The sequence below is a fragment of the Ensifer adhaerens genome, from assembly GCF_028993555.1.
GTDB classification, from domain to species: Bacteria; Pseudomonadota; Alphaproteobacteria; order Rhizobiales; family Rhizobiaceae; genus Ensifer; species Ensifer adhaerens_I.
The window spans coordinates 1,952,274-1,964,607 of the sequence record NZ_CP118610.1 but is presented as its reverse complement, the minus strand read 5'-3'; the positions used below and the strand labels follow the sequence as shown (position 1 = coordinate 1,964,607).

12 protein-coding genes are annotated in these 12,334 nt (G+C 61.2%); 10 read left to right on the top strand and 2 right to left on the bottom strand.

Going from position 1 to position 12,334, the window contains the following annotated elements; genetic code table 11:
- Window positions 1–41: 41 nt before the first annotated feature.
- Together PWG15_RS09540 and PWG15_RS09535 are read left to right on the top strand one after the other, a co-directional pair.
- On the top strand, window positions 42–932 hold the full coding sequence (locus tag PWG15_RS09540) for a LysR substrate-binding domain-containing protein (protein ID WP_275024179.1): 891 nt from the start codon (window positions 42–44) through the stop codon (window positions 930–932).
- A 74-nt stretch (window positions 933–1,006) separates the two neighbouring features.
- Window positions 1,007–1,654 carry a VIT1/CCC1 transporter family protein gene (locus tag PWG15_RS09535; RefSeq protein ID WP_275024178.1) on the top strand — a complete coding sequence of 216 codons (648 nt, stop codon included), beginning with the start codon at window positions 1,007–1,009 and terminating at the stop codon, window positions 1,652–1,654.
- Window positions 1,655–1,885: 231 nt separating this feature from the next.
- Here the strand turns inward: PWG15_RS09535 and PWG15_RS09530 are convergent, their stop codons facing one another.
- Complete coding sequence (locus tag PWG15_RS09530) at window positions 1,886–4,276, bottom strand: arylsulfatase (RefSeq protein WP_275024177.1); 2,391 nt, start codon at window positions 4,274–4,276, stop codon at window positions 1,886–1,888.
- Window positions 4,277–4,528: 252 nt separating this feature from the next.
- Here PWG15_RS09530 and PWG15_RS09525 point away from each other — a divergent pair, with 252 nt between their 5' ends.
- From PWG15_RS09525 to PWG15_RS09515, 3 genes are all read left to right on the top strand, one after another.
- Window positions 4,529–4,960, top strand: coding sequence for a VOC family protein (locus PWG15_RS09525; RefSeq protein WP_275024176.1), 432 nt, complete (start codon window positions 4,529–4,531; stop codon window positions 4,958–4,960).
- Window positions 4,961–5,170: 210 nt separating this feature from the next.
- Entirely contained in the window at window positions 5,171–5,407 is a 237-nt protein-coding gene (locus PWG15_RS09520; protein WP_275024390.1) for a hypothetical protein, read from the top strand.
- Between the two features lie 30 nt (window positions 5,408–5,437).
- Window positions 5,438–5,884, top strand: coding sequence for a hypothetical protein (locus tag PWG15_RS09515; protein ID WP_275024175.1), 447 nt, complete (start codon window positions 5,438–5,440; stop codon window positions 5,882–5,884).
- Window positions 5,885–6,372: 488 nt separating this feature from the next.
- Here PWG15_RS09515 and PWG15_RS09510 read toward each other — a convergent pair whose 3' ends face one another.
- Window positions 6,373–7,029, bottom strand: a complete 657-nt coding sequence (locus tag PWG15_RS09510; protein ID WP_275024389.1) for a GntR family transcriptional regulator — start codon at window positions 7,027–7,029, stop codon at window positions 6,373–6,375.
- 314 nt (window positions 7,030–7,343) lie between these two features.
- Between PWG15_RS09510 and PWG15_RS09505 the strand changes: the two genes are divergently transcribed.
- From PWG15_RS09505 to PWG15_RS09485, 5 genes are all read left to right on the top strand, one after another.
- Complete coding sequence (locus tag PWG15_RS09505; protein WP_275024174.1) at window positions 7,344–8,768, top strand: M20 family metallopeptidase; 1,425 nt, start codon at window positions 7,344–7,346, stop codon at window positions 8,766–8,768.
- A 33-nt stretch (window positions 8,769–8,801) separates the two neighbouring features.
- On the top strand, window positions 8,802–9,521 hold the full coding sequence (locus PWG15_RS09500; protein ID WP_275024173.1) for an ABC transporter permease: 720 nt from the start codon (window positions 8,802–8,804) through the stop codon (window positions 9,519–9,521).
- The gene (locus PWG15_RS09495; protein ID WP_275024172.1) at window positions 9,521–10,243 is read left to right on the top strand and encodes an ABC transporter permease; all 723 of its coding nucleotides are present in this window, start codon (window positions 9,521–9,523) and stop codon (window positions 10,241–10,243) included. Before PWG15_RS09500 ends, PWG15_RS09495 begins: the two co-directional genes overlap by 1 nt.
- A 2-nt stretch (window positions 10,244–10,245) precedes the next feature.
- Complete coding sequence (locus tag PWG15_RS09490) at window positions 10,246–11,022, top strand: ABC transporter ATP-binding protein (RefSeq protein WP_275024388.1); 777 nt, start codon at window positions 10,246–10,248, stop codon at window positions 11,020–11,022.
- 70 nt (window positions 11,023–11,092) lie between these two features.
- The gene (locus tag PWG15_RS09485; protein WP_275024171.1) at window positions 11,093–11,950 is read left to right on the top strand and encodes a transporter substrate-binding domain-containing protein; all 858 of its coding nucleotides are present in this window, start codon (window positions 11,093–11,095) and stop codon (window positions 11,948–11,950) included.
- The last annotated feature ends 384 nt before the right edge of the window (window positions 11,951–12,334 follow it).

Sequence of the window (12,334 nt, the reverse complement as noted above, 5' to 3'; positions counted from 1 at the left end):
AGTGAAGCATTCTTTCAGTTTTTTTGAATGAGGTTGTCGCCATGAACATGATGATGCGCCACGCGCTTCCGCTTCTTGAAATGGACGTGCTGAAGACCTTTGTGGCCATTGCAGAGACCGGAAATTTCACCACCGCGGCCGAAACCGTCTACCGCACACCCTCTGCCGTCTCGATGCAGATCAAGAAGCTCGAGGAGATGCTCGGCTGCACGCTCTTCCTGCGCGATGCGCGTTCGGTAACGCTGACGCCGAAGGGGGAGTTGCTGCTTGGCTATGCCCGCCGGCTGCTGTCGCTCAACAACGAAACGGTCTCGCGCTTCCTGCTGCCGGATATGAATGGTGTCGTTCGCGTCGGTGCGCCCGAGGACGTGGGCGAACGCATCCTGCCCGAAGTGCTGAAGCGTTTTGCCGAGTCCTATCCGAACGTGACGATCGACGTTTCGATCGGCATGAGCAACGCCATGCGCAAGAAGGTCGACGAGCACCGGCTCGACATTGCCATCTTCAACAGCCTCACCGCGGGAACCCCGAGAAACGGCGAAATCCTGATGCAGGAGAAGCTGGTCTGGGCCGGCGCCAAGTGTGGCAACGCGCATCTGAAGGACCCGCTGCCGGTATCGATGTGGGAGGATGGCTGCGTCTGGCGTGCCGATGCGGTGGAGAAGCTGTCGCGCGCCGGCCGCAAGTTCCGCATCGCTTTCCTGAGCGCCTATACGACCGGCCAGCGCGCCGCCGTTCTCGCCGGCCTCGCGATCGCGCCGCTGCCGCGTTACCTCGTGCAGGGTGAGATGGTGCAACTCGGCGAACGCGACGGCTTGCCGGATCTCGGCCACTACAATATCGGCCTGCAGGTGATCACGGACGCGCCGGCGCCGGTGCTGGCGGTCGCCGACCACGTGCGTGACGCTTTCGCGGACCTGCAGATGCAATAGGGAGGCCGCATGCGGTTCGCCGCCGTCCGCCCCCTGCCTGCCACCCTTCGGTTCTTCTCGCGGGGCGAACAACCTTGAGCGACCGTCCGCGTTCCGTTCTCGATCCGATCGACCGTCTCTCGGAGATCATCTTCGGGCTGCTGATGGCGCTTTCCTTCACGGGAACGATGAGCACCGTCACGGGCAGCGAAGGTGGGGTCAATGCTGTGCTCGTTGCCGCTCTCGGCTGCAACATCGCCTGGGGCATCGTCGATGGCGTCATGTATGTGCTGACGACGGCGGTCGAGAGGGTGCGCCGCCGCGGCTTTCTTGACGCTCTTCGGCGCGAGCCGATCGATCGCGCCCGCGAAATGTTCCTGGAAAGCCTGCCGGACGACGTGGGCCGCGTGTCTTCGCCAAAGGAGACCGAGGCGCTGCTTCTCAGGGTGAGGGCGCTTGCCTCCGATCCCAGGCACAGGGCGGTCACCGGGCATGACCTGAAAGCGGCTCTCGCCATCTTCCTGCTCGTCGTCACCTCGACGCTGCCGCCCAGCATTCCCTTCCTCTTGATCGACAATGTCGCCCTGGCGATGCGCGTCTCCAACGGGATCGCGCTCGTCATGCTCTTCGTCGTCGGCGCGCGCCTTGGGCAATATATGGGCCGCAGCCCCTGGCCTATGGCCTTTGCGATGACCGCGATCGGCGCGGTGCTGGTGGCGGTGACGATCCTGTTTGGCGGTTAGCCTTCGCTTCAGGCCGCGCTCGGGTCAATCGCAACCGGCGTTCCAACTCAGGGGTCCGCACCGCCGGTCGATGGCGTCGGATTGAGGGGCCGGAACGACTTCGCGTGTGTGTCCAAGCCTGCCTAAAGATCCCCGTCGGTCGACCTCCGGGTCCTCATACAGCATGGCAAAGTCTGCGGTCTGAAACTGCGGGCTCTGGGACGCAAATCCCCAAAGCCCGCAAATCAGGGTCTACGGCTGCAGATTGACGGTAAGCTTTGCGATTTCACCGTTAAAGGCGAACGGGACCTGATAATCAGTTTCTTCTACACCTGTGCGAGTATCGACGCCCACATCGAAAGTCTCATCCCAAGGCATGAGCGCCGGGATCGTGTGTGGTATTTTCGCGTTCGCGACTTCCTTGCCGTCCACCGTCAGGACGCCAGTGCCGCCCTTGCCCATGCCGGGTCCGTCAGATTTGAAATCGAACACCAGCGTGTGCTTGCCGGATGAAAGGGTGTCCTGCCCCTCCCAACGGAAGCGCTCCATATTGACGAAGTTGTACAGAAATACGGGTTTGCCCTTGAGGAGATAGAACCCGTATCCACCGAAGCGTCCCCCGGTGGTGACGAGCATACCTTCGCCGCCGTTTTCAGGAACGGTGACCTCTGCGGTGATCGTGTAGGACTTGTTGATGACGCTGGGTGCATTGCTTGTCGGAATACCTGGCATCACGCCGGTGTAGCTGAACTCCTTCCGTCCGGCGGTGGCGCTCGGCCGTGCCGTGGCAAGACGTTCCAGGATCGAGTTGTCCAATGGGAAGACGTCGTACTTCGCCGCTTCCATAAGAAACAATTCCTGCATCTGGTGCAGCTTCTCGGGCATTTTTGCGGCAAGGTCGTTGTTCTGGGAATAGTCCTCCGTGAGATTGTACAGCTCCCACTTATAGCCGTCGACGACGTCGGGCATCGCTGTCGTGCCCATCAACCACGGCGCTGCGGGCGGTGTCGTGCAGGCATACCATCCGTCGCTGTAGATGCCGCGATTGCCGAACATTTCGAAGTATTGGGTCTTGCGGGCAGATGGAGCTTGAGCGTTGTCCCAGCTGTAGACCATGCTGACGCCTTCGATCGGCTTTTGGGCAACACCATCGACCATCACCGGGGCCGTTATGCCTGTTGCTTCGAGGATCGTAGGTACGATATCGATCATGTGGTGGAACTGAGTGCGAATTCCACCGGCTTCCTTGATCCGTGCTGGCCAGGACATCGCCATGCCCTGGCGCGTACCGCCGAAGTGTGAGGCAACCTGCTTCGTCCACTTGAACGGGGTGTCAAACGCCCATGACCAGGCAACCGACATATGCGGATAGGTTTGGTTGGAGCCCCATTTATCATAGAATTTCATCTGCTCTGCGACCGGCATCTGCATGCCTTCGATCGTGATCAGTTCGTTTGGGGTTCCAAGCGCGCTTCCTTCGGCGCTGGTTCCGTTGTCACCTTCAATGTAGATGACAAGGGTATTATCGAGCTTTCCCAGATCATCGACGGCCTGGATAACCCGCCCGATCTCATGGTCCGAGTAAGCAACGTAGGCGGCAAATACTTCGGCCTGGTGCGCAAACAGCTTCTTGCTTTCTGCGTCAAGCGAATCCCATTTCGGCAGGCTATCTGGCCATTCCGTTAGCTGCGTGTTGGCGGGAATGACGCCGAGTTTTTTCTGATTGGCGAAAATCTGTTCACGCAGCTCGTTCCACCCCATGTCAAACTTGCCCTTGAACTTGTCGATCCACTCCTTGGTCGGATGGTGGGGGGCATGAGTGGCACCGGGCACGTAGTAAACGAAGAACGGCTTGTCAGGTGCTGCTGCGTTTAGCTGCTTTATATGATCAATGGCGTTGTCGGCCGCGTCCGTTATGAGATTGTAGCCGGGCTTACCGACCCAGGGGAAAATCTGGGTCGTGTTCTGGAACAGGTACGGCTCCCATTGATTGCTATCGCCACCCATGAAACCATAGAAATAGTCGAAGCCCATCCCCGTCGGCCATTGATCGAACGGGCCAGCGGCGCTGTACTGAAAAGCGGGCGTGTTGTGGTTCTTTCCGAACCAGGACGTGGCGTAGCCGTTCTGCTTCAGGATCTCGCCGATCGTAGCGTTCTCTATGCCGATGATCGAGTCATAGCCGGGATAGCCGGTTGCCTGCTCGGAGATGACCCCGAAACCCGCTGAATGGTGATTGCGGCCGGTGATAAGTGCGGCGCGGGACGGCGAGCAGAGCGCGGTGGAATGGAACTGCGTAAAGCGCAACCCCGCGTTTGCAACTCGGTCGAGTGCCGGCGTGGGGATAACGCCTCCGAAAGTGCCCGCAACGCCGTATCCAGCGTCATCGGTCATGATCAGAAGGATGTTCGGGGCGCCCTTTCGGGGGACAATCCGTGGTGGCCAATAGGGTCTTGAGGTTTTCGCGTCGAGATTGATTTCTCCGCCGAAGGCGGCCGGCGGGTTCGGCAGATATCGACCGTCGATCGTCGTTGTTGCGCTGGGCGAACCCAATTCACCCGTGGTTTCCTGCGCATTGGCATTGAAACCAGAAGTTGCCGTCAAGCTCAAGGTGGCAAGAAATAGCGTTCCAAGTCTTAGCATGTCGCTTCTCCTCCGGTGAAACGAAGAGAATTACAGAATGCTAAAATTAGGCAATGTTGTAACAGTTACGAAGCCGCCTCGCATGCCCTGCGGGCTGTGTCAGCGTGGGACAATCTGAGGGAAAAGAATAACGTTGCCAGACGCCGGTTTTTTGACCCACATATTTCGAAGTGCCTGAGTTTGCTTGCTTTTCAGAATTTCTTTCGATTTCCTTGCCGATCCCTAAGTTTGCTGCCTCACCAGGATAGCTGCATGAAGCTTGCTCACATCAACTTGGTCGCCCGCGAGGCGGAAGCGCTCGCCGCGTTTTACGTGAACGTCTTGAAATGCGAACCCCTTCGGGAACCCAGGATGTTGTCCGGAGAAAAAGTGGGGAGAGGCAACGGGATTGAGAACTGCGAGATTTACTCGATCTGGCTCAAATTTCCCGCACTCGACCGACCCTTCCTGGAAATTCATGAGCACAAGGTCGTGCATGATCGGGGCCAGCCAAGGGTGAACGAGCCTGGCTTTGGGCACCTGTCATTCCAGATGGACGATATTCGCGCTGTGCTGTCAGAGATCGTTCAGGCAGGTGGGCGCCAGATTGGCGACATCACGGACTTCGGGACGAAGGATCAGCCGTATCTCATTGCTTATGCACGCGACCCCGAGGGGAACATTCTCGAGCTTGAGCAGGCCTGAGAAGGGCCGAGGAGATCAATGCTTCCGGAGAGAAGCGGCCGTGCCGTCTCGATCGAAAGGACCTGGTTGCTGGTCTGCTTCCGTGCCGCAGTTTCGAAAGCGGACGCGGTGCTGCAATCCATCGCCACCCATTGACGTCGGCATTTTTCTTCACAATAGGGTCAGGCCGATGAATGTGGCGAGCGCCAGCCACACAGCAACAGGAGTGTCATCGTGAGCGAACCGACCGTAGCAGAGGCAACCAACCGCATTTATGAATCGCTGCAGGCGGACAATGCCGACATCGACGTGCATATTGCGACCCTCAAGGCAGCGTTGACGCGGGCGGGTTTGAAGGAAGCTGTATTCGACCCGGCGAGGCTCGTGCAGAACAACCGTTCTGGCCGGAAGCTGATGCAGGCATATTTTCGCCAGCGCGGCGTGACGGTGAAGTTCGCGGCCGAGTGAAGCGTCCGGTGACGTCCAACCGGGGGCAGCATGACGGCCGACATGATCGCCGTCGCTGCCCGCGAGAGGTTATTCGATAACCTAGCGGACGACGTGTGCCGGATATCCCTGCCCAAGGAAGCCGAGGCGCTGCTCTTAAGGGTGAGGGCGCTCGGCCACGATCCAAGGCACAAGGCCGTCACGGGCCGCGACTTGAAGGCGGCTTTCGCCATCTTCCTGCTGGTCGCCATCCCGACGCTGCCGCCGACCATTCCCTTTATCTTGACTGACAATGTCGCGTTGGCGAGGCGCCCGTCGAACGCCAGCGAAGCGGACACTGATATCGCCTCAGATCTCCAGGTAGAGATCCCGGTTCAGGAGTTCAAAGCGGTCATCAGTCGTATCGAGCGCACCATCCTGAAGATAGCAATAGTCGCCATTCGCTTCATCGAGAAAGCTGAACCCGTTGTCGCCGTAGGATACATAGATTCCGAGTAAATCCCTGGTGGGGATCTTAGCGACATAGAGAGAGGTAGAACGTATTTCTCTGCCCGCATATTTGCTGAGCAGATCTACGGCGAAAACCGGGTAGGAAAAATCCTTGTCAAAGCCATCGCGTTCACTCAGTTGCGGCTCTTCCTGTTCTCGCCGAAACGTCATGTCGCCATCGGAAAACGAAATGGAGTACCAAGAGCCCTCGATCTTGAAAAACAGCAGGACATGTTCAGCCAGCAGTTCTCCATCCATGTAGAACGCGCGTCTGCGAAATTCCTCTATTGTCCTGCCGGCCAACGTCTGCATCATCTCAAAAACTCAGCGATCCTCGGCAATCAGCGCAGCCGGCAAATCCATAATTACGTCGCTCGCAACAGACCATCAAACAACGGCAGTACGGCATGACTGCAAGTGGCGCAAAGTTACGGTCCTTGCGCTGTCCTCGGCCCTGCGTAGCCACCTGACCGGCAAAGCGCCGAGAGGCCCGGGCCTCACGCCTTGATCGGCGCCTGGCGGATGTGGACCTCGATCAGGCGCTTCAGTTCTTCGAGGTCGCGAGCCTCCAGCGCATCGACCATCAGATGATGTTCGCGGGCCGACTGCTCGATGCGGGCGCGGGTGCGCCATTGCGAGACCGGGGCCGAGGCCGTCCGCTGGCGGATTTCGGCGATGATGTTCACGAGCTCGGTGTTGCCGGCCAGCATCAGCAGGGCGCGGTGGAAGGCGAGGTTGGCGTCGTAGTGCTCCATGATCGAGCCGCGAAACGACATCTCGTCGAAGGCCTTGGCGAGGTTGCGCAACTCCCTGACGGATTCCGGTGTCACGTTGGCGATCATCCGGTCGGCGATGCCGGTCTCAAGGATCACGCGGATGTCGCTGATCTCGCGCGTGCGCTGGTCGTCGAGCTCATAGACCTGGTAGCCGCGGTTGGGATTGTGCTGCACCAGGCGTTTCTGCGACAGCCGGTCGAGCGCGCGCCGCACTTCGGGCCGGGTGCAATCGTAGCGGCGCTCCAGGTCGATCTGCTTCAGCCAGGTGCCGGCCGGCAAGGTCCCGGTCAGGATGTCGTGCAGCAGGAGATCGGTGACATCCTTCCGCTCCTCGGGCTTTTCCTCGGGCGCCAGCATTTCCGTCAGATCGTCGCTCATTCCTGCCATACACTCTCTTGTCGCACTATGTCTGCCGCGTGGCTCACGTCGCCGGCGCGTCTTGCACGTCGCCGGCGCGTCTCGCACGTCGCCAGCGCGTCTCGCACGTCGCCTGCCGCAGCGAAATTGGCTCCATTTTTGGAGAAACTATGATGCTGTCCCGGACAATTCAATGCGTGAGAGTGGCTTTCCTTGTCCGCGTTTCGCTGTTGTGCACATCGGCCGAAATGTTTCATGACCCTCTTGTGTATCCAAAAATGACATCATAAATTGGCGCCAATTCTGGTTACTATTGTTGCGGAAGTTAGTAAACGATGAAAAATGCCGATGCCGTCTGGGATCTCCTCGAAGCCAAGCGCGAGCGGTTTTTCGTGCTCAGCGATCGGGTCTGGGATACGCCCGAAACCAACTATGAGGAGTTTTCCTCGTCGGCCGAGCATGCGCGTCTGCTGGAGGCCGAGGGCTTTCGCGTGTCGCGCGGCATCGCCGGCATGCCGACGGCAGTGATGGGCGAGGCGGGCGAGGGCGGGCCGGTGATCGCCATCCTCGGCGAGTTCGACGCGCTGCCGGGGCTGAGCCAGGCGGCGGGTGTTGCCGAGGAGCGGCCGCTCACCGAAGGCGGCAACGGCCATGGCTGCGGGCACAATCTGCTCGGTGCCGGCTCGATGATGGCGGCGACCGCCGTCAAGGACTATCTCGCCTTGAACGGCATCAAGGGGCGGGTCCGCTATTACGGCTGCCCGGCGGAAGAGGGCGGCTCGTCCAAGGGCTTCATGGTGCGCGCCGGCGTGTTCGACGATGTCGATATCGCGATCTCCTGGCATCCGGCACCCTTTGCCGGCGTCAACAACCCGATTTCGCTCGCCTGCAACGAGCTCGACTTCCGCTTCAGCGGCCGGGCGTCGCATGCGTCGGCCGCACCCCATCTCGGCCGCAGCGCGCTCGATGCGCTTGAACTGATGAATGTCGGGGTCAACTATCTGCGTGAGCACATGCCGTCTTCGGCCCGCATCCACTATGCAGTGACGGACACGGGCGGCAATGCGCCGAACGTGGTCCAGGCACGGGCGAAGGCGCGCTATCTTGTTCGCGCCCGCAGCCTGCCGGAACTGCTGGACCTCGTCGAACGGGTCCGCAGCGTGGCGAAGGGCGCAGCGCTGATGACAGGAACAACGGTCACGGACGAGATCGTCAGCGGCGACGCCAACCTTGTCGGCAACACGCCGCTCGAGGCGCTGATGCATCGCCAGCTCGAGCACTTGGGGCCGCCCGCGTTCGATGCGGACGACCGCAACATGGCGGCAAAGTTCCAGGAGACCTTTACCGGCGAGGACATCGCGTCTGCTTTCGAGCGGTTTGGCCTGAAACTGCGCCGGGGCGTCGCGCTCTGCGACACGATTTTCCCGCCCGAGAACGGCGCCGGAACGCTGGTCGGCTCCACCGATGTCGGGACGGTCAGCTGGGTGGTGCCGACGGTGCAGATGCGTGGCGCCACCTACGCGATCGGCACGCCCGGTCATTCCTGGCAGCTGGTCGCGCAGGGCAAGCTGCCGGCCGCCCACAAGGGCATGGAGCATGCGGCCAAGGTGATGGCGAGCACCGCGGTCGAACTGATCCTCGATCCGGCGCTGATTGCCGCCGCCAAGGCCGACCATGCGGCAAGGCTGGAGGGCACGCCCTTCGTCAATCCCATCCCTGACGATGTCGACCCGCCGATCCCCGGGGTGAGCCATGGTTAAGTCATCGATCGACGAGCGAAGGGAGGCGCTGCGATGACTGAGCCCGGTTTCCTTGACATCATCAGCTTCGGGGCGGACGGCTGGGGGCCGGCGCTTGCGGCCGGCGCGTGGATGACGATCCTGATCGCGATCGCAGGTTTTGTGATCGGCGGCGTCATCGGCACCTTCGGTGCCTGGGCGAAGATCTCCGGCGGCCCGATCGTGCGCAGGTGCGCCGAGACCTATACCACCGTCCTTCGCGGCATCCCTGACCTATTGGTCATCTACCTCTTCTATTTCGGCGGCAGCGCCGTGGTGACCGCGATCGGCCAATTGTTTGGCGCGGAGGGGTTCGTCAGCTTCCCGGGCTTCATTGCCGGTGCGCTTGCGGTCGGCATCACCTCGGGCGCCCAGCAGACCGAGGTCTATCGCGGCGCCTTTCGCGCCGTGCATCCGGGCGAACTCGAGGCGGCGACCGCCTGCGGCATGGGGCGGCTCCTCAAGTTCCGCCGCATCACCGCGCCGCTGACACTGCGCTATGCGCTACCGGGGCTCGGCAATGTCTGGCAGGTGGTGCTGAAGGAATCGGCGCTGGTCTCGGTTACGGGCGTCGTCGAACTCTTGCGCCAGGCGCAGATCGGCGCCGGATCGACCAGCCGTCCGTTCGACTTCTTCTTCATCGCGGCAATGATCTATCTCGCCATTTCCACGGTCTCGGGCCTCGTTCTTCAGGCCACGGAGCGCCGGTTCTCGCGCGGCGTCAGGAGGGGCTGATGGATATCAAATTCGCGCTTGAAACCTTCTGGAGCCTGCTTGCGGCGCTGCCGCTGACGCTGGAGCTCGCCGCGACGTCGATTGCGCTGGGTTCGGTCCTGGCTCTCGGGCTGGCGCTTGCGCGTCTGTCGGGCATTCTCGCGCTCGATCTCTTTGCCCGCACTTACGTGTTCCTGTTCCGCGGAACGCCGCTGCTCGTGCAGATCTTCCTGATCTATTACGGTCTCAGCCAGTTTCCGGCCGTGCGCCACAGCATTTTCTGGCCGCTCCTCAGGGAGCCCTACTGGTGCGCGGTGCTGGCGCTGATGCTGAACACGGCCGCCTATGCCAGCGAGATCATCCGCGGCGGGCTCATCTCGGTGCCGCACGGCCAGGTCGAGGCAGCAAGGGCCTGCGGCATGGGACGCTTCATGATCTTCCGTCGCATCGTCATGCCGCAGGCCCTTCGCCAGGCGCTGCCCGGTTATGGCAACGAGATGATCTCCATGGTCAAGGCGACCTCGCTCGCCTCGATCATCACGCTGATGGAGATCACCGGCGTTGCTGCCAAGCTGATTTCGGAGAGCTACCGGGTGATCGAGGTCTTCGTCGTCGCGGGGTTCATCTATCTCGCCATCAATTTCGCACTGACCCGGCTTGTCGCTTTCGCCGAACACAGGCTGAACCCGCAACTGCGCGCGCCGCTGGCGATCTCTGCCCAACTCAAGGGAGAAGCCCATTGAACATGTCCGCTGCCTTCACCGCACCGGTTGCCATCCGCGTGCACGATCTTCACAAGAGCTTCGGCCCAGTCGAGGTGCTCAAAGGCGTGTCGCTCGATGCGCGCGAGGGCGAGGTGATTTCCATTCTCGGATCCTCGGGCTCCGGCAAGTCGACGCTGCTTCGCTGCATCAACATGCTGGAAGTGCCGAATTCGGGCACGATCGAGGTCGCCGGCGAGGCGATCCGGCTGAAGAGCTCAAGCGATGGGCGCAGCCGCCCGGCCGACCAAAGGCAGGTGGACCGCATTCGCTCCGAACTCGGCATGGTGTTCCAGAGCTTCAATCTCTGGTCCCACAAGACCGTGCTCGAAAACGTCATCGAGGCGCCGGTGCATGTGCTGAAGCGTCCGCGCACAGAGGCGATCGAGGAGGCCGAGGCGCTGCTTGCCAAGGTCGGCATCGCCGACAAGCGCAACCACTATCCCTCGCATCTCTCCGGCGGCCAGCAGCAGCGCGCCGCGATCGCCCGGGCGCTTGCCATGCGGCCAAAGGCGATGCTGTTTGACGAGCCGACCTCGGCACTCGATCCGGAGCTCGTCGGCGAGGTGCTGCGCGTCATGCGTGGCCTTGCCGAGGAGGGGCGCACCATGCTGGTCGTGACCCACGAGATGGGCTTTGCCCGCGATGTCTCGAGCCGCGTCGTGTTCGTGCACAAGGGCACGATCGAGGAGGAGGGGCCGCCGCACGAGGTCTTCACCCGTTCGAAGTCCGAACGCTTCCGCCAGTTCATCAAGAGTTGATTGCGCCGGCTGCGGCTGGGCAATCGCTACGAAACCACCAATCAACATCCACAAAAAGGGGAATGCTGTAATGAAGAAGACGACCGCAATCATGGCTTCGGCGCTTGCCGTTGCCGCGGGGCTGATGTCCATGCCGGCTCAGGCCGAGGACAAGAAGTGGACGAAGGTCACGATTGCCACCGAAGGCGCCTTTCCGCCCTATAACCTGACCAAGGCGGACGGCACACTCGACGGCTATGAGATCGAGCTCAGCAAGATTCTCTGCGACCACATGAAGGTCGAGTGCACCGTCATCGCCCAGTCCTTCGACGGCCTGATCCCGGCGCTCAACGCCGGCAAGTTCGACGCCATCATGGCCGGCATGTCGGCAACCGAAAAGCGCAAGGAAGTCATCGACTTCTCGGTTTCCTATGGCAGCACCGGCCAGGCCTTCGCCACGCTGAAGGGCGGCGATCTGGAAACGCTGCCGATGAAGGGCGAACTGTTCTCGCTCGCTTCCAACGAGGCGGGCGCGCGCAAGGCGGTCGATGAATTGAAGCCCTTGATCGAAGGAAAGACCATCGGTGTCCAGACCGCCTCGATCGCGGCACGCTTCATCGACGAATACCTGAAGGACGTCGTCGAGGTGCGCGAATACAAGACGACCGAGCAGCACGACCTCGATCTCGTCGCCGGCCGCGTCGATTTCGTTATGGCCTCGATGGGCTACCTGAAGACCACGGTCGCAAAGCCGGCCAACAGCGACATGGTCATCACCGGCCCGCGCTTCCAGGGCGGCTTCCTCGGCGCCGGCAGCTCCGTCGGCCTGCGCAAGACCGACCCGGAACTGAAGGCACTGTTCGACGACGCCATTGCCGCCGCCAAGGCCGATGGCACGATCAAGCGCCTGTCGGAAAAGTGGTTCGGCTTCGACCTGACGCCGCAATAAGCTGCAGCCGCCACCGCCATCACTCAAGCGCCGCGCGTTCCTCGAATGCGCGGCGCTTTTGTCATTTCCGAACTTGTTTCGAACACAATCGGCCCGTATACACCCGGCCATCGGTATTGCTTATGAGCGCTGAAAATTCTCGCCGCTCGCAATCGCCGCGTCGCTTCAGACTTTTGACCACGGATGTACTGGCACTGGTGTAAGAGCGATGATGAGGAAGGTCGGTGCGGTTTCGCCCCGGCCTTTTTTGTTGTCTACGTGGTGCTTCCGGCCTGATGCCGATCGGCCCACTTCACTGGCATGCGCCGCCGTCGGTGCAGCAAGCGGGCTGGGAGCCAACGGGCCTGTCGTCCAGAGGCGTAATTGCTCCAAAGACCCAATCGA

Excerpts from the sequence above, each read along its gene's own strand:
- PWG15_RS09540 (WP_275024179.1), top strand. The coding sequence starts at position 42 with ATGAACATGATGATGCGCCACGCGCTTCCGCTTCTTGAAATGGACGTG.
- PWG15_RS09530 (WP_275024177.1), bottom strand. The coding sequence starts at position 4,276 with ATGCTAAGACTTGGAACGCTATTTCTTGCCACCTTGAGCTTGACGGCA.
- PWG15_RS09525 (WP_275024176.1), top strand. The coding sequence starts at position 4,529 with ATGAAGCTTGCTCACATCAACTTGGTCGCCCGCGAGGCGGAAGCGCTC.
- PWG15_RS09515 (WP_275024175.1), top strand. The coding sequence starts at position 5,438 with ATGACGGCCGACATGATCGCCGTCGCTGCCCGCGAGAGGTTATTCGAT.
- PWG15_RS09510 (WP_275024389.1), bottom strand. The coding sequence starts at position 7,029 with ATGAGCGACGATCTGACGGAAATGCTGGCGCCCGAGGAAAAGCCCGAG.
- PWG15_RS09505 (WP_275024174.1), top strand. The coding sequence starts at position 7,344 with ATGAAAAATGCCGATGCCGTCTGGGATCTCCTCGAAGCCAAGCGCGAG.
- PWG15_RS09500 (WP_275024173.1), top strand. The coding sequence starts at position 8,802 with ATGACTGAGCCCGGTTTCCTTGACATCATCAGCTTCGGGGCGGACGGC.
- PWG15_RS09495 (WP_275024172.1), top strand. The coding sequence starts at position 9,521 with ATGGATATCAAATTCGCGCTTGAAACCTTCTGGAGCCTGCTTGCGGCG.
- PWG15_RS09490 (WP_275024388.1), top strand. The coding sequence starts at position 10,246 with ATGTCCGCTGCCTTCACCGCACCGGTTGCCATCCGCGTGCACGATCTT.
- PWG15_RS09485 (WP_275024171.1), top strand. The coding sequence starts at position 11,093 with ATGAAGAAGACGACCGCAATCATGGCTTCGGCGCTTGCCGTTGCCGCG.